Origin of the sequence: Terrabacter sp. C0L_2 (assembly GCF_036352015.1) — a bacterium.
Classification (GTDB): Bacteria; Actinomycetota; Actinomycetes; order Actinomycetales; family Dermatophilaceae; genus Terrabacter; species Terrabacter tumescens.
The window spans coordinates 350,524-369,825 of the sequence record NZ_CP143557.1 but is presented as its reverse complement, the minus strand read 5'-3'; the positions used below and the strand labels follow the sequence as shown (position 1 = coordinate 369,825).

The following is a 19,302-nucleotide window of genomic DNA, read 5'->3' as shown; positions in this document are numbered from 1 at the left end:
CTGTCGGCGGGCTTCGTGCGTGGTGTGGCTCCTCGTCGCGCCAGGGGCACCCCGTCAGTGGTGCACCGGTGACGAGAAGACGCACCACTGACCAGGAGCCCGGCCGAGGCCGAGCCGCGCGTGACACCATCGGAGGATGTACGTGCCCAAGGCCAACGCCATGGACGACCCCGGCGTGTCGGCGTTCCTCGCCGCCCACGCCTCAGCGCACCTCGTGACCGTCGGTCCGGACGGCCGTCCCGACTCGACGCTGCTGCCCGTCATCGTGGACGGCGACCGGGTCGTCGGGCACCTCGCGCGCGCCAACGACCACTGGACGCGGATCGCGCCGGCGTCGCCGGGGCTCGTCGTGGTCGCCGGCGCCGATGCCTACGTCTCGCCGGGGTGGTACGCCAGCAAGGCCGAGCACGGACGCGTCGTGCCGACGTGGAACTACAGCGAGGTCCAGCTCCGAGGCGCCGTCACGGTCCATGACGACCTCGACTGGGTGCTCGATGTCGTCACCCGGCTCACCGAGCGGCACGAGTCCGGTCGCGAGCAGCCCTGGGCCGTCAGCGATGCGCCGGCGAAGTACGTCCGGGGCAGGTTGCGCGCCATCGTCGGTATCGAGGTCGTCGTCGAGTCGGTCGAGGGCAAGGCCAAGCTGAGCCAGAACAGGTCCGACGCCGACCGCGAGGGCGCGATCGAGGGGCTGCGCGCCCAGGGCGACGCCGTGGCACACCTCGTCGCGGACGAGATGGAGCGGGCGCTCCGCGGCTAGACGCTGCGCCTGCCAGCCGCTCGGGGTGAAAGACGCTGCGCCGCAGGGCTTCCCGACGCATGAGCAACGCACCCCTCAGGCACAGACGCCCCACAGGAGCGGGCACGACGGTGGAGCCATGGACACGACACCTCGCCCCGGGACCGCCCCCTCGACCCTCCGCTCCACGTTGCGTCGTGGCCTCGGCGCCGCCGGTGCGGCTGTCGCCGTCGCCTTCGTCGGCACGGCCGCGCTCGGTGCCGGCCAGGCGCACGCCGCCGGTGTCGCCGGTGGCCTGACGCCGGTGCGCGCCGCCACGGAGCCGGCTCCGCACCCGCACCGCCACCACGCGTCGCACCCCGCCAACCTGCCGGCCGCCACGACGACGGCCTACCGCTACTCGTTCCGCGACGGGCAGCTCATCCGCCTCTGACGAGGAAGCGGAGCCCGGGAGTTCTGCGTCGAGTGCCCAGTTCCCGACGCCAGAAGTTGGGCACTCGACGGGAGTTCTGCGTCGAGTGCCCAGTTTCCGACGTCAGGAAATGGGCACTCGACGGGATGGGGGTGCGGGTCGGGTCAGCGGGACGGGTCGAGCCAGGCGTGCACGAGCGGCACGACCGACGCGCCCTCTCCGCTCGCCGCGGCCACCCGCTTCATCGACCCGGCGCGGATGTCGCCGGCCGCGAAGACGCCCGGCACCGTCGTCTCGAGGCTCTCGGGCGGCAGGCCCCCGCGCCAGAGCTCCAGCGGGACGTCGCGCCCGGTCAGGACGAAGCCGCGCGCGTCGCGGACGACCTCGGCGGGCAGCCAGTCGCAGTGCGGCTCCGCGCCGATGAGCAGGAAGAGCCCTCGGCACTCGCGCCGCTCGTGCGTCCCGTCGGACGTGTTGCGCACCGTGACCCAGCCGAGCCGGGCGTCGTCGCCGGCCCCGCCCTCGACGACCTCCGAGCAGCCCTGCACCGTGATCCGCGGGTTGTAGGCGATCTCTCCGACGAGGTAGTCCGACATCGTCTCGGCGAGGGTCTCGCGCCGGACGAGGATCGTCACCGACCGCGCGAAGCGGGCGAGGTGGATCGCGGCCTGGCCGGCGGAGTTGCCCCCGCCGACGACGATGACGTCGTACCCCTCCATCTCCCGGGCGGCCGTCATGGCGCTTCCGTAGTGGACGCCGAGGCCGACGAGCTTCTCGATCCCGGGGGCGTCGAGCCGGCGGTACTTGACGCCCGCCGACACGACGACGGCACGGGCGAGCAGGTCGCCGCCGTCGGTGTGCAGCCGGTGCGGCTCGCGCTTGCCCTCTGCGTCGACCGCGCCCGGCTCGAGCGCGGTGACCGGCCAGCCGGAGAAGAACTGGGTGCCGAAGCGGATCGCCTGGTTGCGCGCGCGCTGGGCCAGACGCATGCCGCTGATGCCCCTCGGGAAGCCGAGGTAGTTGCGGATCATCGACGACGTGCCCGCCTGTCCGCCGACGGCTTCCGCCTCGAGCACGACCGTGCTGAGGCCCTCGGACGAGGCGTAGACCGCGGCGGCGAGACCAGCGGGTCCGGCTCCGACGATGGCGACGTCCACGACCCGGTCGACGTCGACGTCCGCCGGCCGTCCGTAGATGGCCGAGGCGACGTCGCGCACGCTCCGGGCGCTGCCGACGCGCTGGTTGAGGTCCATGAAGACCGGGAACTCCGGCTCGGCGCCCTCGGCCGCCAGGAGCTCGAGGACGTGCCGGCCCTTGTCGCTGTCGGGCGGGTAGACGCGGTTGGGCAGGCCCATCCGGTCGAGGTAGTCGCGGATGCTCAGCGTCAGTGCGTCCTCGACGGGCGAGACGATCGCGACGGCGACGACCTCGGGCTCGGCGACGGTGGATCCCCAGTCGGACAGCAGCTCGCAGATGGCCGTGTGGAACTCCTCGTCGCGGGCGCCGCGCGGCGCGAGGAGGTAGGCGTCGTACTTGCCCTTGGCCATGCCGCCCCGCAGGCTCTCGGCGTCCTCGCGGAAGGTCGACAAGTGCGCGGCGATGACCCGTCGCGCCGTGGGCACGGTCGCGCGCCACCAGTGGAAGGCCTCGAACACCTCCGCGTCGGGCAGCCGCGACTCGGTGACGAACATCGCGACCTGGCCGCCCTCGGCGACGACGCGCTTCGCCGCCTGCTTGGCCTCGCGGGCCGACGTCGCCGTCGGCAGGTCGTAGTCGCGGGCGTAGCGCCCGAACTCGCCCCGCAGCTCGTCGGAGCGCGTCTCGGACACGAGGATGATCGCCGGCTTCACCCGATCGATCCTAGGAGGCTGCGCCCTCCTGGGGTATGCCGTCGGGCGAGCCCGCGACCGCCGGTCGTTCGCGCAGGGTGAGCCACAGGCGGTGGGCGGTGATGACGGCCAGGGCCCAGGCGAGGCCGATGAGCCAGCCCGCGAGCACGTCGGTGAGCCAGTGGTGCCCGAGGAAGACGCGGGAGAGGCCCATCGCCAGGACGAAGAGCGTGCCGAGCGTGATCGTCAGCGTGCGCTGCCACGCGGCGGTGGTCTCGATGAGGACGAGGTAGACGATGACGGTGGTGAGCACCGTCGCGTTGAGCGTGTGGCCGCTGGGGAAGGACGCCGACACCTCGAGCGGCGGCACGGCCAGGTCGGCCGGCGGCCGGGCCCGGTCGACGAAGCCCTTGCCGACGATCGTCATCGCGAGCGAGCCCGCAGCGGCGATGAGCATCAGGACGACGGGGGTCCACCGCCGCCGGCGCCACGTGATGACCGCGACGGCCACGAGCGCGAGGATCGGCATGCCGACCGGGCCTCCGACGTCGGTGAACGCCGTGACGGCCGAGTCGAGGCCGGGGGAGCGTAGCGTGATCGCGGCGTCGAGGACGGGCTGGTCGACGACGGTCAGCCCGTCGCGTCCGACGACCCCCTCGTAGACGGTCTCGACGCCCTCGACGAGGGCAGCCATGACGACGAGGGCGACCACGGCGAAGACGACGAAGGCCAGGTGCGCCGACGACCACGAGACGACCCGGCGCGCCGCGGGCCGCGAGGCGTGGGCCACGCCGGCGAAGAGCCCGACGAGCCACCGTCCGGAGCGGGTGTGCCACGCGGTGAGGTCCCGGGCACCGATCGTGTCGTCCGGCGTGCGCGAGCGCGGGGAGTCTGGCATGACCCATCCTTACCCGCAGTGACCCGCAGCGGCGGCGCGACCCGGCGAACACGCTCGGCGCCGCCACGCGGCATACGCGATCGGTGGCCGAGGGTGGCCGAGGGGGCAGCACAGAGCCCCCGCTCAGTTGGGCGAGCGGGGGCTCTGTTCGGTGCTGCCCGTCCCCGACGGGCCAGCCCTGGGCGCCCCTCCACGAACACCCGGGCTGTTGCCAGGACGCCCGAGGGCGTCCCTTCACCATGTAGACGAACGGGCACTCGTTTCATGACACGGTTTCTGCCGCGTCGAGCCACGAACTTTCCGGGAGGGGCGACGAGCCTCAGGCCGCGGCGTGCTCGCGAGCCGGCGCGGAGGCCGGCAGGTCGGTCACGGTGGCACGGCGACCCCGACGCAGGGCGCCGTTGGGCAGCGAGAGGCGGAAGACCTTCTTCCACGCCGAGGCGACCTGCCGGGGGAGCGAGCCCGTCGTGTAGGTCAGGCCGTAGCGGCGGAAGAGGTCCTGCACCTGCGGTGCGATCTGCTGGTAGCGGTTGCTCGGCAGGTCGGGGAAGAGGTGGTGCTCGATCTGGAAGCTGAGGTTGCCGGTCATGAAGTGCATGGCCTTGCTTCCGCTGATGTTGGCGGAGCCGAGCATCTGGCGGAGGTACCACTCGCCGCGGGTCTCGCCGACGATCGAGCGGCGCTCGAAGGTCTCGACGCCCTCGGGGAAGTGGCCGCACATGATGACCGAGTGGGTCCAGAGGTTGCGGATGAGGTTGGCCGTGGCGTTGGCGCCGAGCGTGCTGAGGAACGACGGGCCCGACAGCAGCGGGTGGATGACGTAGTCCTTCGTCATCTGGTTGCGGATCTTCTTCAGCGTCACCTTGGCCCGCGCACGGAAGTCGGGGTCCTGGCGGCGCTCCTTGGTGGCGAGGTTCTTGCCGAGCTCGAGGTCGTAGGCGGCGATGCCGTACTCGAAGAAGCAGGCGTTGACGAAGTTCCACAGCGGCTGCGCGGCGTAGAGCGGCACCCAGCGCTGGTCCTCGTCGACGCGCATGATGCCGTAGCCGAGGTCGTTGTCCTTGCCGATGACGTTCGTGTAGGTGTGGTGCAGCTCGTTGTGCGAGTGCTTCCACTGCTCCGACGGGCTCGCGTTGTCCCACTCCCACGTCGTCGAGTGGATCTTCGGGTCACGCATCCAGTCCCACTGGCCGTGCATGACGTTGTGGCCGATCTCCATGTTCTCGATGATCTTGGCGACGGCGAGGCCGGCCGTCCCGACGACCCAGGCGGGCGGGAACATCGAGACGAGCAGCACTGCGCGAGAACCGAGCTCGAGCTTGCGCTGGGTCGCGATGACCTTGCGGATGTAGGCCGCGTCGTCGGCTCCGCGGGTGTCGATGACGGGCTGGCGGATCGCGTCGAGCTCGACGCCGATCTGCTCGATGTCCTCGGGGCTGAGGTGCCCGATGGGGTTGTGGGCCTTCTTCTGCAGGACGGTCATGGTGACTCCTCTGGTCCGGGGTCGGGTGGGTCTGTGGGTCGGGTGGGGGTGGTGCGGCCGGGCGGTCAGTGGTCGATGACGCAGGCGCCGGCGGCGGCGGAGATGCAGGTCTGGACGGGGACGCCTCGGCCCTCGGTCTCGCCGGGCGTCGCGGTCGTCACCTCGCCGGTGCGCAGGTCGCGGACGGCGCCCTCGCGCAGGGGCAGGACGCAGCCGAAGCAGATGCCCATGCGGCACCCGGACGGCATGAGCACGCCGGCTGCCTCGGCGGCGTCGAGGATGGGGGTCGCCCCGTCGGCCTCGACGGTCGTGCCCGAGCCGGTGAAGCCCACGGTGCCGCCCTCGCCGACGACGAGCGTCGAGGCGCGGAACTGCTCCGTGAGCAGGGAGAGCCCGCGGGCGTCGTGGTGGGTCTGGAGGGCGTCGAGCAGCCCGCCGGGACCGCAGGCGAGGGTCTGCCGGTCGTGCAGGTCGGGCACGAGCGTCTCGAGGTCGGCGACGTCGAGCACCCCGTGCTCGTCGTCGTAGCGCGCGACGAGCTGGATGAGTCCCGCAGCATCGAGTGCGCGGAGGTTGTCGATGAAGATCGAGTGGGGCTCGCTGGGCGCGACGTGCACGACCACGATGTCGTATGCCGCCGCGCGGGGCAGGCGCACGACGCCGGAGTCCGCGACGGGGAAGAGGTTGCGCAGCATCCCGATGACGGGCGTGACGCCGGATCCCGCAGTGACGAAGAGGAACTTGCCGCCGTCGGTGGGGAGCACGAACTCGCCCTGGGCCTGCTCGAGGTGCACGAGGGTGCCCGGCCGCGACTCGCGCACGAGGTGGGTGCTGACGAGGCCGTCGGGCACGGCCTTGACGGTGATCGAGATGTTGCCGTCGGCGCGCGGGCCGTGGGTGAGGGAGTAGGCCCGCCACTGGCGCACGCCGTCGACGTCGACGCCGATGCGGACGTACTGCCCGGGCACGTGCCCGGCCCAGTCGGCGCCGGGGCGGATGACGATGGTGGCGGCGTCGGCGGTCTCGGGGTGCACCTCGACGATGCGTCCGCGCAGGTCGGCGCCGGGCCGCAGCGGGTCGAAGAGGTCGAGGTAGTCCGCGGGCAGCAGGGGCGAGGTGGCGCGCTCGGCGAGCTGGAGCAGGCGCCCGCGCAGGGTGGGGCGGGGTGCTCGGGGCGAGGGGCTCGAGATCTTCGAGAGTCCGGTCAGGCTCATGTCTCCAGCATGACTGAGGAGCGAGGGTAAGATCCTGACCGCAGGGCGTGAAGTGCGGGGGAACTCTTGTTCGGAGGGAACAGTCGATGGTCAAGGACACCGCGAGCGCCACGGCCCTCGGCGCGGCCGACCTCCAGCTCGACGACGCGGTGCTGCGGGCCCTGCGCGAGCGGCTGCCCGCCATCGCGACCACGACGGTGGCCGCCGTCGTCGACGAGGTCCCTGACTACCGCGGCGCCCTGGGCGGCACGGCGGGTGCCACGATCCAGCGCGCCGTCCAGATGGCCATCGCCGGCTTCCTCAAGCTCGCGGGCGGGGGCCGCGACGTCGACCCGAGCACCCCGCTCGGCCCGACCCGCGAGGGTGCCTACGCCCTGGGCCGCGGCGAGGCGCGAGGAGGCCGGTCCATGGACAGCCTGCTCGCGGCGTACCGCGTCGGTGCCCGGGTGTCGTGGCGCCAGCTGGCCCTGGCCGCGGCCGAGGCCGGACTGCCAGCGACGACGATGGCCAAGTTCGCCGAGCTGCTCTTCGCCTACATCGACGAGCTGTCGGCGGCCAGCGTGGCCGGGCACACCGACGAGCTGACGACGAGCGGGCGGGTGCGCGACCGCTACCGCGAACGGCTGGGCCAGCACCTGCTCGCCGGCGCGGGCACCGACGTGCTCACGGCGGCCGCGGCGCGAGCCGAGTGGTCACCGCCGGCCTCGCTCACGGCCGTGCTGCTGCCTGCGGCCGAGGCGCGTCGCGCGCTGGCGTCGCTGGGCGCCGACACGCTCCAGGTCGGCGAGGACCTCGAGGGCATCGCCGACGCCGATCCCGACCACCCGCTGACCCTCCTGCTCGTCCCCGACGCCGACGGCCCCGGCCGGGTGCACCTGCTGCGCGTGCTCACCGGCCGGCACGCCGTCGTGGGGCCGGCCCGGCCATGGGCCCTGGCCCGCTCGTCCTACGACCGCGCCGCACGCACCGCGACCCTGGCCCGGCCACCGCGCAGCGGAGCCGCCGTCGACACCGAGCGACACCTGGCCGACCTCGTGCTCACGGCCGATCCCGAGGCGCTCGCCGACCTCCGCGACCGGGTGCTCGCGCCGCTCGCCGACCTGCCGCCGGCCACGCAGGACCGGCTCGCCGAGACGCTCCTGTCGTGGCTGCTGCACCAGGGTCGACGCGACGCGGTCGCCGCCGAGCTGCATGTCCACGCCCAGACGGTGCGCTACCGGATGGGTCAGGTGCGCGAGCTCTACGGCGACCGGCTCACCGACCCCGCCGTGGTCCGCGAGCTCGTCATCGCCCTGTCCGGCCCCTCGGGCACGTCCCCGCGGGGGTAGCGGCTCAGCCGTGGAGCGACCGGTGCTCGGACCGCCAGTCGGTGTAGGCCTCGACCTGCTCGACCGCGTCCCACGCCTCCTTGAAGATCCGCGCGGACTCGGCCTTGTCGGGGTCCTCCGGGCCGCGGGGCAGCTCGCGCCGCCCGTGCGAGCCGCTGCGTCCGCGCTGGTCCTCCGGGACCGGACCGTCGTACTTCCGGCCGCCGGCGTGGTTGGCGTAGCGGCGCGAGCGCGTGTAGCCCATCTGGAGGAACTTGCGCGCCATGTCGGCGCCGACGAGGTCGCCGGCGGCGACGTAGTCGTCGAACCTGGCCCGCAGGGCCGCCGCGCTCTCCCGCGCGACGTCGGGCGTGCGGAACCGCCAGAGCGGCAGCAGCTCGTCCTTGTAGGGCTGCACCCGCAGCACGCCCTGCTCGCCACGGCCGACGCGGTAGAGCTCGGGCTGCGCGCGCAGGTCGAGCGCGTCGAGGTCGAGGCCGGCGTAGGGGTCGGACGTCACGTCCCCATCCTGTCGCGGACGGTGTCGTCCGGGTGTCCTAGGGTCGCGGCATGACGGTCGTCGGCACTGATGGGCTCGCCCGCCCCGCCTGGGCGTCGGTGGACCCGCTCCTCATGGACTACTACGACACCGAGTGGGGCATGCCGATCCGCGACGAGCGCGGGCTCTACGAGCGGATCTGTCTCGAGGGCTTCCAGGCCGGCCTGTCGTGGGCGACGATCCTGCGCAAGCGGCCCAACTTCCGGGCCGCCTTCGCCGGCTTCGACCCCGACGTCGTCGCGACCTTCACCGACGACGACGTCGAGCGGCTGCTCGGTGACGCCGGCATCATCCGGCACCGCGGCAAGATCCAGGCCACGATCACCAACGCGCGCGCCACGATCGCGCTCCGTGAGGACGGCGGCCTCGTCGACCTCGTGTGGTCCTTCCAGCCCGCCGACACGCCGCGCCCGCACGACCACTCCCAGGTGCCGACGGTGTCCGACGAGAGCAAGGCCCTGTCGAAAGCCCTGCGCAAGAAGGGTTTCGCCTTCGTGGGCCCCACGACGATGTATGCGTTGATGGAGGCCGTCGGCATCGTCGACACGCACCTGCTCGCCAGCCACCGCCGCGGCAGCTCGGGCGTCTGGCCCGCCTAGGTCGGGTCAGCCCAGGATCGCGCGGGCGGCGTTGTGGCCGGGGATCGCGCTGACGCCGCCACCCCGCCTCGCCCCCGCCCCGCCGAGCAGCACGTTGTCGTATGCCGTCTCGACGCCCCAGGTGCCCACCTCGGAGTCGCGTTCGGCCCACGGCCACTGCAGCGAGCGGTGGAAGATGTTGCCGCCCGGCAGGCCGACCGCCTGCTCGAGGTCGACGGGGCTCTTGACCTCGATGCACGGGTTGCCGTCGGCGTCGCGGGCCAGCACTGACGCGATGGGCTCCCCGAGCACCGAGTCGAGCGAGCGCAGGGTCGCCTCGAGCGCCTGCTGGGTCGCCGCCTCGTTGTCGGCACGGAACAGCCTGGCCGGCAGGTGCAGGCCGAAGAGCGTCAGGGTCTGCGCGTCGCTCGCCGCCAGGTCGGGTCCGAGGATCGAGCGGTCCGACAGGGTGTGGCAGTAGATCTCGCACGGCGGCAGGTCGGGGATGCGCCCGTCGCGCGCCGCGGCATACGTCTGCTCGAGCTGGCCGTAGCCCTCGTTGATGTGGAAGGTCCCGGCGAAGGCGGCCGCGGGGTCGACGGCCGCGTCGCGAAGGCGGGGGAGTCGGGTCAGCAGCATGTTGACCTTGAGCTGCGCGCCCTCGACGTCTGGCTCGGTGTCGACGGGGTCGGCGCCGGCGGCCGCGAGCAGCCGGTTGAGCACTGCGGGCGCGCAGCCGGCGACGAGGGAGCCGCCCACCGCGCTGCCGCTGCCGGCGCTCCCGCCGGACCACGCCACCTCGCCCGTCGACGGGTCGACCGAGGTGACGTCGGCGCCCGTGAGGATCGTCGCCCCGGCCGAGACCGCTGCTGCCGCAAGGGAGTCCGTGAGGGCGCCCATGCCGCCGACGGGCACGTCCCAGTCGCCGGTGCCGCCGCCGATGAGGTGGTAGAGGAAGCAGACGTTCTGGCGCAGGTCGCTCTCGCCCAGCGAGGCGAAGGTGCCGATGAGCGCGTCCGTCGCGATGATGCCGCGCAGCGTGTCGTCGCTCGTGACCGACTCGATGAGCTCGCCGACCGGGTGGGTCGTCAGCGCGTCGAAGAGGGCGGCGTCCCCCGAGAGCGACCGCACGTCGTCGCGCGACCGCAGCGGCTCGAGGACCGTCGGGAAGACCCGCTCGGCCACGCCGGCCATGCGGGCGTAGAAGTCGGACCACCCGGCATACGCCTCGTCGCCACCGGTCAACGCGCGGAAGGCTGCTCGTGTCGCGGCCTCGTCACCGTGGTCGACGAGCAGACCACGGTCCGGATCGGACGGCACGGGCGTGTAGGACGAGAACCGGCGCCGGATGAGCCGCAGGTCGAGGTCGAGGTCGGTGAGGATCTGTCGGGGCAGGAGCGACACGAGGTAGGAGTAGCGCGACAGCCGCGCGTCGACGCCCTCGAACGCACGGGCTGACACGGCGGCACCGCCCACGTGGTCGGCGCGCTCGAGCAGCAGGACCCGGCGCCCCGCGCGGGCGAGGTAGGCGGCCGCGGTCAGGCCGTTGTGTCCGGCCCCGATGATGATGTCGTCGTAGCGCACGCGCTCACCCTAGGCGACCGTGGCGAGGCGCTCGCTCGACCGGTGCGAAAGCGCCCACCCGACATCCTGGGACGTCGAGTGGGCACTCTCCTCCTTGCGGGTCAGCGGCGCGCCGCGTCCTGCCGGGCGTTGTAGAGCCGGTCGGCGGCGTCGATGCTCGCGCGGCTGCTCAGGTCGACCCCGGCTCGGGCCGCTGCGGCGCGGGCGGCCGGTGTCGTGAGGTCGGGAGCGACGAAGCGCTCCGGCGTGATCGTGCGGTCGACCGCGGCATACCGCCTCGCGTCGCGGGCCAGCCTGTCGGCGGACGCGACCGCCTTGGCCTCGGCCTGGGCGGCGGAGAGCTTGAGCGCGAGCCCGAACGCCGGCTTGGTCAGCACGGCATAGCCGTCGCGGTGGCCCGCGACGTTCGGGTGGTAGCTCTCGCTGACCGGGTTCGACAGGCCGTTGAGCCACTCGACGTTGTCGCACACCGCGTGCCCGACGAACTTCGACGTCGGGTTGACGAAGGTGAAGCCGGCGTTGGAGGCGGCCGTGGCGGTCCTGGAGTTGAGCAGGTCCGCCGTGGCGTTGAGCCGTGACTCCTCGGTGGGCGAGAACCACGTCAGGGCGTTGCAGTCCTCGCCGTTGAAGATGCGCGGGTAGCCGACGACGATGACGCGCGCGTTGGGCGCCTTGGTGCGGATCGAGGAGTAGAGCGTGGCGAGACGGCCCGGGATGGTGTTGTTGATGGTGCTCTGGGCCGAGTCGATCGCGCCGTTGCAGTTGCTGAGCCAGCTCGGCTGAGCGCACGTCGTCAGCACGCTCGCGAAGCCGGCGTCGTTGCCGCCCACCGAGATCGTGACGTATGCCGTCGTGCTCGAGAGTGCCGACAGCTGGGTGTTCGTGACGTCGGCGACCGTGGCTCCCGAGCAGGCTCGGAAGTTCAGGGCCAGCCCGAGCGCCGAGGCATCGAGCGAGGGGTAGGCGTAGACCGAGCGCTGGCACGACGTGCCGTCGCTGATGTAGGTCCGGGTGCCGGTGCCGGAGGAGTACGAGTCACCGAGGGCGACGTAGGTGGTGCCGGCCGCGACGGCGGGGGCGCCGAGCGCGAGCGCGGCACCGAGGCCGATGAGCGCGGACAGGCCGGCGCCGATGGCGCGGCGGCGGGTGGATGACATGAGGGACCTGCTCTTCACGACACACTCCTTTGTGGGTGGAAGGCTTGCTGACGCTGAGCACTGCAACCGCTCGGGGCGTCGCCCGGCGACCACGATGTGCCCCGTGTCACACGTCCCACTACCGGACAGTAGGGCCGGCCGTCCGGGCCCGCGAGCCGAAGTGTCATCGCCCGGCGAGGCCGGAGGTCAGGAGGGTTCGGCCGTCGTCAGTGCTCGCCGGTCCCCGAGCAGCCCCCCGAGCCAGCGGCTGTCGGGATCGACGTCGACGAGGAGCGCCTTGACGAGCAGCGTCAGCGGGACGGCGAGGACCGCGCCGATGCCCCCGCGCAGCAGCGACCAGACGACGAGCGACAGGACCGTCACCACGGCCGACAGGCCCACGGTGTCGCCGACGAGCTTCGGCTGGATCACCGACTGGATGACGAGGTTGACGACGCTGTAGACGACCACGACGAGGACGAACATGCCCCAGCCGCCCTCGAGCAGGGCGAGGATCGCTGGCGGCACCAGGCCGATGAGGAAGCCGATGTTGGGGATGTAGTTCGTGATGAACGCGAGCAACCCCCAGAGGATGGCGCCGGGCACGCCGACGAACCACAGGAACACGGTGTCGATGACGGCCACGACGGCGCCGAAGACCGTTGACACGACGAGGTACTGGCGCGTGCCGCGGGTGAACGACGTCATCGCCGACGCGAACGCCGGACGGTCCGTCTCGAGCCGAGCCAGCGTGTCCGAGAAGCCGCGGGCGTCCATGGCGGAGAAGAGCACGAGGGCGAGCACGAAGACGAGGCTGGTCACGAGCGACAGGACGTCCGCCAGCAGGGACGTGATGAAGCTCGTGACCCGTCCCAGGTCGAGGGACGAGACGAGCGCCTGGGTCTGGGCGGCTGGACCCCGCGCGCCGCCAGCCAGTCCGTCAGCCCGGCCACGAGCGAGCGGAGGTCGTCGGCGTACTGGGGGAGCAGGCCGGCGAGCTCAGCCCCGGACACGACGACGAGCACCGCGAGGGCGACCGTGCCGAGGTAGATGGCGAGGATGACAGCGACCGTCCCGAGCCAGGGCGGCACGCCGCGACGCACCAGGGCGTTGCGGACCGGAAACGCGGCGATCGTCAGCACGAGGGCGAGGAAGAGCGGGCCGACGATGCCCGACGCCAGACGGATGCCGAAGGCCACGACGAAACCGGCGGCCAGCGCCACGAGGATGAGGACGCCACGCGGCGCCACCACCTGTCGCACGGGCTCCACGGTCACGACGGCCTCGACACTCTCGGGGTGCTCGGCGTGCTCAAGGGGTGACGATGGCGAAGTCGGGGTCCGGTGCGTCGAGCGCGCCGAGCAGCGCCTGGAGCACGCCGGGGTCGCCCGAGACATCCACCCCGTCGATGGTGCCCGGGTCGGCGCCCGACATCAGGACCCCGACGGCGGCCCTCGGCATCCGCAGCGTCAGGTCCGGCTCGTCGTGCCGGGTCGCCGAGGAGTAGGTGAGGACGCCGTTGCGCAGGGTGAGGTGGAAGCGGTCGCCGTCCGTCAGGTCGACGTCCAGGCGCAGGTGCAGGTCCCACGACCGCGGCCCGTGCACGCGGATCGCGAGCGCGTCGAAGAGCTGCTCCGGCGTCAGCTGGGCCAGCAGGTCGGGCGCCGCCGTCGCGGTCGGCGTACCGAAGCTGCCGTGTCGCAGCTCGTACGCGCCCGACAGGTAGAAGTTGCGCCACGTGCCGTTCTCGGAGCCGTACGCCAGCTGCTCGAACGTCGCGGCGAGCAGCTCGCGAGCTCCGGCGTGGTGCTCGTCGGAGAAGATGACGTGGCTGAGCACCCCTGCGGCCCAACGGAAGTCGCCCGCGTCGTAGGAACCCTGCGCCTTGCGCACGACCTCGTCGGCCCCGCCCATGAACTCGACGTAGCGACGGCCCGCCTCGACCGGTGGGTGCTGCCAGAGGTGGGCAGGGTTGCCGTCGAACCAGCCCATGTAGCGCTGGTAGATGGCCTTGACGTTGTGGCTGACCGAGCCGTAGTAGCCGTGCGTGTGCCACGCCGCCTCGAGAGCGTGCGGCATCTGGATCTCCTCCGCGATCTCGGAGCCGGTCATGCCCCGGTTGAGCATCCGGAGCGTCTGGTCGTGCAGGTAGGCGTAGAGATCACGCTGGACGGAGAGGTACTCGGTGCACTCCTGCTGGCCCCACGTCGGCCAGTGGTGCGAGGCGAAGACGACGTCGGTCTGCTCACCGAAGAGGTCGATGGCCTCGGTGAGGTAGCCCGACCAGGCGTGCGGGTCGCGCACGAGGGCCCCGCGCAGCGTCAGCAGGTTGTGCAGGGTGTGCGTCGAGTTCTCGGCCATGCAGAGGGCCCGCAGGTCGGGGAAGTGGAAGTGCATCTCGGCCGGAGCCTCGGTCCCGGGTGCCATCTGGAAGACCATGCGCACGCCGTCCACGACGAGCTCCTCGCCGGTCGTCGTGACGTCCACGGTCGGGACGATGAGCGTCACCGAGCCCGAGGAGGTGGTCTGGCCCAGCCCCGCCCCGACCTGTCCCCGCTCGCCGCGGGGGAGGGAGGCGCCGTACATGTAGCCGGCGCGGCGGCTCATCGCCGTCCCGGCGTAGACGTTCTCTGACACCGCCTCCCCGACGAGGCCGACCGGCGCGATGACCGGGCAGCGCCCCGCGTTGACGTCCTCCTGCGTCGTCACGCCCTTGACGCCACCGAAGTGGTCGATGTGGGAGTGGGTGTAGACGACCGCGACCACCGGCCGGTCACCGCGCTGCTCGCGGTAGAGGCCCAGCGCGGCCGCGGCGGTCTCCGCACTGATGAGGGGGTCGATGACGATGACGCCGCTCTCGCCCTCGACGAACGAGATGTTCGACAGGTCGAGCCCTCGGACCTGGTAGATCCCCGGCACGACCTCGTAGAGCCCCTGCCGCGCGACGAGTCCCGACTGCCGCCAGAGACTCGGGTTGACGCTGTCGGGCGCCTCGCCTTGCAGGAAGGCGTAGCTGTCGTTGTCCCAGACGGTGCGCCCCTCGGCATTCGTCACCACGCCGGGTCGAGCGAGGCGATGAAGCCCCGGTCGACGGCCTCGACGTCGTGCTCGTCCGAGAAGGGCAGGCGCTCCAGCACGGCCTGCTGCTGGGCGGTGATGGTGGGGCTGACGTCTGCTGCGCTCATGTGCTCATGTGCTCATGGCACCACCGGCACGGGGACGTGGACCTCACCCCGCCGGGGTGATGCCCGTCCCCGGCACGCGACGGAGCATGAGGTGAGCGGCGACGGTCACGACGTCGCGACGAACCCGGAGGGGAGTCCCATGTCGAGTGCGACGTCAGCGCCGATCGGACCAGTGGACCTGGCCGTCATCGGCTTCCGTGGGGAGCTGCGGCAGGGCGGCATACGCGATGCCGTGGCCCGCGCCGTCGACCGGGGCGCCGTCCGGGTGCTCGACGTGCTCCTCGTCCGCAAGGACGACGACGGCAGCGTGCGCATGTACGACGCCGAGTCGCCCGAGGGCGCCGAGGAGCTGCTCGGCTTCCCGACCGTCATGCCCGACCTCGTCGGGGAGGAGGATGCGCTCGCGATCGCCGCCGAGATGGACCCGGGCACGACGGTGCTCGTCATCGCCTGGGAGAACGCGTGGGCGTCGGAGATCGCCGCCGAGGTGCGTGAGCTCGACGGCCAGCTGCTCGTCATGGAGCGGCTGCCCCACGAGGACATCGAGACGGCGCTCGCTGCCATCTCGTCGAAGGCATCGAACGAGGAGGGGTCATGAGGGGACGCATGGGACGGCCCGGCCTGCTGGGGCTCGCGGCCCGCACAGCCGTCGTCGCCGGCACGGCCAACGCCGTGAGCGGCAGGATGCAGCAGGGCCAGCAGGCCAAGGCGCAGCAGGCCGCCGAGGCCGAGGCCTACCGGCAGCAGCAGGAGGCCGCGGCCCAGGCCGCCGCCACGCAGGCCGCCGTCGCCCAGGCACTGGCTGCCCATGCGCCACCGCCTCCTCCTCCGCCGGCGCCCGCAGCTCCAGCGGCTCCGGCAGCGCCCGCCGCGATGGGGGCCGACGACATGATCGCCGCACTCGAGCGCCTTGCGGCACTGCATGCGCAGGGCATCCTCACCGATGAGGAGCTCGCGCAGCAGAAGGCACGCATCCTGGGGGGTTGAGCCGCCCGTGGGGGCGACCATCGGGGCCCTGCTGGCCAACGCCGTCGGGGTGGCGATCAGCCCGGTGCCGGTCATCGCCGTCATCCTCATGCTCTTCTCGCCGTCGGCGGCGCGCAACGCCTCGGCGTTCCTCGTCGGCTGGCTGCTCGCCCTGTCGGCCGTCGTGGGCCTCGTCGCCGCGCTCGGCGGCCTGGGTGGGTCGGACGGCGGCCGGGTCGTCGGCGACGTGGTCAAGATCGTCGTCGGCGTGCTCTTCCTCCTGCTCGCCCTGCGGCAGTGGCGCTCGCGTCCTGCCCCCGGGACCGAGCCGGAGCCGCCGGCGTGGATGGCCTCCATCGACTCCTTCACCGCCGCCAAGGCGGTCGGCTTCGGGGCGCTCTTCGCCGGTGCCAACCCGAAGAACCTCGGACTGGGCGTGGCGGCCGGAACGACGATCGCGGCGAGCGGCCTGCCGGCGGGTCAGCAGGTCGTCGTGGGCGCCGTCTACGTCGTGCTCGCCTCGCTCACCGTCGTCGGGCCCGTCGTCGCGTATCTCGTGGCGCGAGAACGGGTCTCGCCGGCGCTCGACCGGGCGAAGCTCTGGCTCGTCGCCAACAACGCCACGGTCATGGTCGTGCTCTTCACCGTGCTCGGGGCCAAGGTGCTGGGCGACGGGCTCGGGTCGCTGCTGGCCCGGTGAGCGCTGGTGAGGGGCTGGCGAGGGGCTGGTGAGGGGCCGCGCAAAGGGCAGGGAGCGGCGCCGCGTCGGGGTCCGGCGCGACGTCGCGTCGTGCCGGGTCGCACAGCGACCGGGGAGTCGTTTCCCCCTAGGCTGAACGGGTACTCGTGGTCCACCCGGACCGTGACGACAGGAGGATGACCGTGGGCTTCCCGGAGAACGTGCTGGCCAAGGGTGAGAAGGTCGAGCGCGACCTGCACCCGCACTGGCTCACCGTCGTCGTGCCGACGATCTTCGGGCTGCTGCTCGCGGCCGCCTGCATCGCCGTCGCCGTCGTGACGCCCGACGACGAGACCGGCAACCGCATCCAGTGGATCGCGGTCGCGGTGCTCGTCGTCGTCGCGATCCCCGCCGTCGTCGTGCCCTACCTGCGCTGGCGCACGACGCACTACGTCATCACCTCGCACCGCGTCATGGTCCGCCGCGGCATCCTGACGAAGAACGGCAAGGACATCACGCTGTCGAAGATCACCGACGTCAGCTTCCAGCAGACCGTGCTCGACCGGCTCATCCGCTCCGGATCGCTCCACATCGAGTCGGCCGGCGACAGCCCCGACGAGAACCTCTCGAACATCCCGCGCAGCAACGAGGTCCAGCAGCTGATCAACCGCCTCATCGACGAGGACGACCTGCGGCGCCGCACGCTCGGCCGCGGCCTGGGCGTGCCGGACGCACCGGGATCGGACCCCGCCTACGCCGCCGGCGACGAGGGCTACCGGGGCACCGGGGGCTACGAGGGCGACACGACGGCGATCCCGCGCAGCCGTCCCGACCGGCCCGAGCTCGCCGAGGAGCGGCGCCGCCCGCGCGACCTCGGCGACGGCAGCGACCAGCCGCTCTGACCTGTCGGGTCCCCGTACTCGGCCCCGACCCGGTGTGGCATCGTCGGGTCATGACCTCACCTGTCGACGAAGCCGGTGTGACCGCGAGCTACCGAGCCGCCCGTGACCAGCTCCTCGCCCTGCGCGGTGACCACGCCCGCGCCGTCCGCGAGTTCACCTTCCCCGACGTCGGGGACCGCTGGAACTGGGGGGTCGACTGGTTCGACGCCGTCGCCCGCGGCAACGACCGCCCCTGCCTGACGATCGTCGAGCAGGACGAGTCCTCGCGGTCCTGGTCCTGGGACGAGATGGCCCGGCGCTCCGACCAGGTGGCGGCCCGGCTGGCCGCTCTCGGCATCGGTCGCGGCGACTCCGTGGTGCTCATGCTCGGCAACCAGGTCGAACTCTGGGAGTCGATGCTCGCCGTCATCAAGCTGGGCGCGGTGGTCATGCCGACGACGACCGCCGTCGGGCCCGGTGACCTCGTGGACCGGATGACGCGGGGCACCGCCCGCGCGGTCATCACGAACGCCACCGAGTTGCACAAGTTCGACGACGTGCCGGGCGACTACGTCCGCATCGCCGTCGGAGGGGCCGACCCGGCTGGGACTGCCACGGACGGTTGGGAACGCCACGACACGGCATACGCGATGGACGTCGCACCCACCGAGCACCCGGGCACCGGACCCGACGACCGGATGCTCCTCTACTTCACGTCGGGTACGACGAGCCGGCCCAAGCTCGTCGAGCACACGCAGCGGTCCTACCCCGTCGGGCACCTGTCGACGATGTACTGGATCGGGCTGCAGCCGGGCGACGTCCACCTCAACATCAGCAGCCCCGGCTGGGCCAAGCACGCGTGGTCCTCGTTCTTCGCCCCATGGGCGGCCGAGGCGACGGCGTTCGTCTACAACTACAGCCGGTTCGACCCGGCGGCGCTGCTGCGCGTGCTGCACACCCACGAGGTCACCTCCATCTGTGCGCCGCCGACCGTGTGGCGCATGCTCATCAACAGCGACCTATCGTCCGGGCCCGGCTCGCTGCGCGAGGTCATCGGCGCAGGCGAACCGCTCAACCCCGAGGTCATCGCGCAGGTCGAGAAGGCGTGGGGCCTGACGATCCGCGACGGCTACGGCCAGACCGAGATGACGGCCGCCGTCGGCAACACGCCCGGCTCGATCGTCAAGCCCGGCTCGATGGGCCGGCCGCTGCCCGGCTGCCCGGTCGTCGTGGTCGACCCGATCACCAACACCCTTGTCACGCAAGCGGACCCGGACGGCAACCGCGAGGGCGAGATCTGCCTCGACCTGTCGCAGCACCCCGTGCCGCTCATGACCGGCTACCAGGGTGACGAGCAGCGCAACGCGGACGCGATGGCCGGCGGTTTCTACCACACGGGTGACGTCGCCTCGGTCGACTCCGACGGCTACATCTCCTTCGTGGGGCGCACCGACGACGTCTTCAAGTCGAGCGACTACAAGATCAGCCCGTTCGAGGTCGAGTCGGTCCTCATCGAGCACCCGGCCGTCGCCGAGGCCGCGGTCGTGCCGGCCCCCGACGCGGTGCGTCTCTCGGTGCCCAAGGCCTACGTCGCCCTCGCGCCGGGCCACGAGCCCGGCGCCGACACCGCGCGCTCGATCCTCGCCCACGCCCGCGAGAAGCTCGCGCCGTGGCAGCGGGTGCGCCGCATCGAGTTCTACGAGCTGCCCAAGACCATCTCGGGCAAGATCCGCCGCGTCGAGCTGCGGGGGCGCGAGAACGACCTCGACGCGACCGGCGGTGCGCAGCCCGAGAACGAGTGGCGCGACGACCAGTTCCCCGACCTCAAGGGGTGAGCGTCAGGGGATGAGCG

20 protein-coding genes are annotated in these 19,302 nt (G+C 72.3%); 9 read left to right on the top strand and 11 right to left on the bottom strand.

Translation table 11 applies throughout. The annotated features are described in order from the left end of the window. The first annotated feature begins 136 nt into the window (after nt 1-136). Entirely contained in the window at nt 137-760 is a 624-nt protein-coding gene (locus U5C87_RS01775; RefSeq protein ID WP_330474933.1) for an FMN-binding negative transcriptional regulator, read from the top strand. A 118-nt stretch (nt 761-878) separates the two neighbouring features. Further along, entirely contained in the window at nt 879-1,172 is a 294-nt protein-coding gene (locus tag U5C87_RS01770) for a hypothetical protein (protein WP_330474932.1), read from the top strand. A gap of 143 nt (nt 1,173-1,315) precedes the next feature. Here the strand turns inward: U5C87_RS01770 and U5C87_RS01765 are convergent, their stop codons facing one another. From U5C87_RS01765 to U5C87_RS01750, 4 genes are all read right to left on the bottom strand, one after another. Beyond that, complete coding sequence (locus tag U5C87_RS01765; RefSeq protein ID WP_330474931.1) at nt 1,316-3,001, bottom strand: FAD-dependent oxidoreductase; 1,686 nt, start codon at nt 2,999-3,001, stop codon at nt 1,316-1,318. A 10-nt stretch (nt 3,002-3,011) separates the two neighbouring features. Further along, nucleotides 3,012-3,878, bottom strand: a complete 867-nt coding sequence (locus tag U5C87_RS01760; protein ID WP_330474930.1) for a phosphatase PAP2 family protein — start codon at nt 3,876-3,878, stop codon at nt 3,012-3,014. Between the two features lie 319 nt (nt 3,879-4,197). Continuing rightward, nucleotides 4,198-5,361 carry a fatty acid desaturase family protein gene (locus U5C87_RS01755; RefSeq protein ID WP_330474929.1) on the bottom strand — a complete coding sequence of 388 codons (1,164 nt, stop codon included), beginning with the start codon at nt 5,359-5,361 and terminating at the stop codon, nt 4,198-4,200. A gap of 65 nt (nt 5,362-5,426) precedes the next feature. Then, complete coding sequence (locus U5C87_RS01750) at nt 5,427-6,575, bottom strand: ferredoxin reductase (protein WP_330474928.1); 1,149 nt, start codon at nt 6,573-6,575, stop codon at nt 5,427-5,429. Between the two features lie 86 nt (nt 6,576-6,661). Here U5C87_RS01750 and U5C87_RS01745 point away from each other — a divergent pair, with 86 nt between their 5' ends. Then, nucleotides 6,662-7,903, top strand: a complete 1,242-nt coding sequence (locus U5C87_RS01745) for a PucR family transcriptional regulator (RefSeq protein WP_330474927.1) — start codon at nt 6,662-6,664, stop codon at nt 7,901-7,903. A gap of 4 nt (nt 7,904-7,907) precedes the next feature. Here U5C87_RS01745 and U5C87_RS01740 read toward each other — a convergent pair whose 3' ends face one another. Beyond that, nucleotides 7,908-8,402 (bottom strand): DUF4385 domain-containing protein, encoded by a 495-nt coding sequence (locus U5C87_RS01740; protein ID WP_330474926.1) that lies wholly within the window; start codon nt 8,400-8,402, stop codon nt 7,908-7,910. 50 nt (nt 8,403-8,452) lie between these two features. Here U5C87_RS01740 and U5C87_RS01735 point away from each other — a divergent pair, with 50 nt between their 5' ends. Further along, on the top strand, nt 8,453-9,040 hold the full coding sequence (locus U5C87_RS01735) for a DNA-3-methyladenine glycosylase I (protein ID WP_030198783.1): 588 nt from the start codon (nt 8,453-8,455) through the stop codon (nt 9,038-9,040). Between the two features lie 6 nt (nt 9,041-9,046). Here U5C87_RS01735 and U5C87_RS01730 read toward each other — a convergent pair whose 3' ends face one another. The 6 genes from U5C87_RS01730 to U5C87_RS01705 form a co-directional block, all read right to left on the bottom strand. Next, entirely contained in the window at nt 9,047-10,603 is a 1,557-nt protein-coding gene (locus U5C87_RS01730) for a phytoene desaturase family protein (RefSeq protein ID WP_330474925.1), read from the bottom strand. 101 nt (nt 10,604-10,704) lie between these two features. Continuing rightward, entirely contained in the window at nt 10,705-11,778 is a 1,074-nt protein-coding gene (locus U5C87_RS01725) for an SGNH/GDSL hydrolase family protein (protein WP_330474924.1), read from the bottom strand. A 168-nt stretch (nt 11,779-11,946) separates the two neighbouring features. Further along, nucleotides 11,947-12,561 carry an AI-2E family transporter gene (locus U5C87_RS01720; RefSeq protein WP_330474923.1) on the bottom strand — a complete coding sequence of 205 codons (615 nt, stop codon included), beginning with the start codon at nt 12,559-12,561 and terminating at the stop codon, nt 11,947-11,949. Further along, entirely contained in the window at nt 12,558-13,016 is a 459-nt protein-coding gene (locus tag U5C87_RS01715) for an AI-2E family transporter (RefSeq protein ID WP_330474922.1), read from the bottom strand. Before U5C87_RS01715 ends, U5C87_RS01720 begins: the two co-directional genes overlap by 4 nt. Nucleotides 13,017-13,050: 34 nt before the next feature. Next, complete coding sequence (locus U5C87_RS01710; protein WP_330474921.1) at nt 13,051-14,796, bottom strand: alkyl/aryl-sulfatase; 1,746 nt, start codon at nt 14,794-14,796, stop codon at nt 13,051-13,053. Continuing rightward, on the bottom strand, nt 14,790-14,924 hold the full coding sequence (locus tag U5C87_RS01705) for a hypothetical protein (RefSeq protein ID WP_330474920.1): 135 nt from the start codon (nt 14,922-14,924) through the stop codon (nt 14,790-14,792). The genes U5C87_RS01710 and U5C87_RS01705 overlap by 7 nt, the downstream gene beginning before the upstream one ends. A gap of 139 nt (nt 14,925-15,063) precedes the next feature. Here U5C87_RS01705 and U5C87_RS01700 point away from each other — a divergent pair, with 139 nt between their 5' ends. The 5 genes from U5C87_RS01700 (at nt 15,064) to U5C87_RS01680 (ending at nt 19,285) form a co-directional block, all read left to right on the top strand. Beyond that, nucleotides 15,064-15,522 (top strand): DUF6325 family protein, encoded by a 459-nt coding sequence (locus U5C87_RS01700; RefSeq protein ID WP_156035303.1) that lies wholly within the window; start codon nt 15,064-15,066, stop codon nt 15,520-15,522. Beyond that, nucleotides 15,519-15,911, top strand: coding sequence for an SHOCT domain-containing protein (locus U5C87_RS01695; protein WP_330474919.1), 393 nt, complete (start codon nt 15,519-15,521; stop codon nt 15,909-15,911). The genes U5C87_RS01700 and U5C87_RS01695 overlap by 4 nt, the downstream gene beginning before the upstream one ends. Before the next feature lie 7 nt (nt 15,912-15,918). After that, the gene (locus U5C87_RS01690; protein ID WP_330474918.1) at nt 15,919-16,590 is read left to right on the top strand and encodes a GAP family protein; all 672 of its coding nucleotides are present in this window, start codon (nt 15,919-15,921) and stop codon (nt 16,588-16,590) included. A 176-nt stretch (nt 16,591-16,766) separates the two neighbouring features. Next, nucleotides 16,767-17,471, top strand: a complete 705-nt coding sequence (locus U5C87_RS01685; RefSeq protein ID WP_330474917.1) for a PH domain-containing protein — start codon at nt 16,767-16,769, stop codon at nt 17,469-17,471. A gap of 50 nt (nt 17,472-17,521) precedes the next feature. After that, nucleotides 17,522-19,285 carry an AMP-binding protein gene (locus U5C87_RS01680; protein ID WP_330474916.1) on the top strand — a complete coding sequence of 588 codons (1,764 nt, stop codon included), beginning with the start codon at nt 17,522-17,524 and terminating at the stop codon, nt 19,283-19,285. Nucleotides 19,286-19,302 lie beyond the last annotated feature (17 nt).

What these genes read in the sequence shown, in the direction of transcription:
- U5C87_RS01745 (WP_330474927.1), top strand. Translation starts at nt 6,662, where the DNA reads ATGGTCAAGGACACCGCGAGCGCCACGGCCCTCGGCGCGGCCGACCTC.
- U5C87_RS01685 (WP_330474917.1), top strand. Translation starts at nt 16,767, where the DNA reads ATGACCGTGGGCTTCCCGGAGAACGTGCTGGCCAAGGGTGAGAAGGTC.
- U5C87_RS01680 (WP_330474916.1), top strand. Translation starts at nt 17,522, where the DNA reads ATGACCTCACCTGTCGACGAAGCCGGTGTGACCGCGAGCTACCGAGCC.
- U5C87_RS01775 (WP_330474933.1), top strand. Translation starts at nt 137, where the DNA reads ATGTACGTGCCCAAGGCCAACGCCATGGACGACCCCGGCGTGTCGGCG.
- U5C87_RS01760 (WP_330474930.1), bottom strand. Translation starts at nt 3,878, where the DNA reads ATGCCAGACTCCCCGCGCTCGCGCACGCCGGACGACACGATCGGTGCC.
- U5C87_RS01700 (WP_156035303.1), top strand. Translation starts at nt 15,064, where the DNA reads ATGTCGAGTGCGACGTCAGCGCCGATCGGACCAGTGGACCTGGCCGTC.
- U5C87_RS01735 (WP_030198783.1), top strand. Translation starts at nt 8,453, where the DNA reads ATGACGGTCGTCGGCACTGATGGGCTCGCCCGCCCCGCCTGGGCGTCG.
- U5C87_RS01750 (WP_330474928.1), bottom strand. Translation starts at nt 6,575, where the DNA reads ATGAGCCTGACCGGACTCTCGAAGATCTCGAGCCCCTCGCCCCGAGCA.
- U5C87_RS01770 (WP_330474932.1), top strand. Translation starts at nt 879, where the DNA reads ATGGACACGACACCTCGCCCCGGGACCGCCCCCTCGACCCTCCGCTCC.
- U5C87_RS01695 (WP_330474919.1), top strand. Translation starts at nt 15,519, where the DNA reads ATGAGGGGACGCATGGGACGGCCCGGCCTGCTGGGGCTCGCGGCCCGC.
- U5C87_RS01755 (WP_330474929.1), bottom strand. Translation starts at nt 5,361, where the DNA reads ATGACCGTCCTGCAGAAGAAGGCCCACAACCCCATCGGGCACCTCAGC.
- U5C87_RS01705 (WP_330474920.1), bottom strand. Translation starts at nt 14,924, where the DNA reads ATGAGCGCAGCAGACGTCAGCCCCACCATCACCGCCCAGCAGCAGGCC.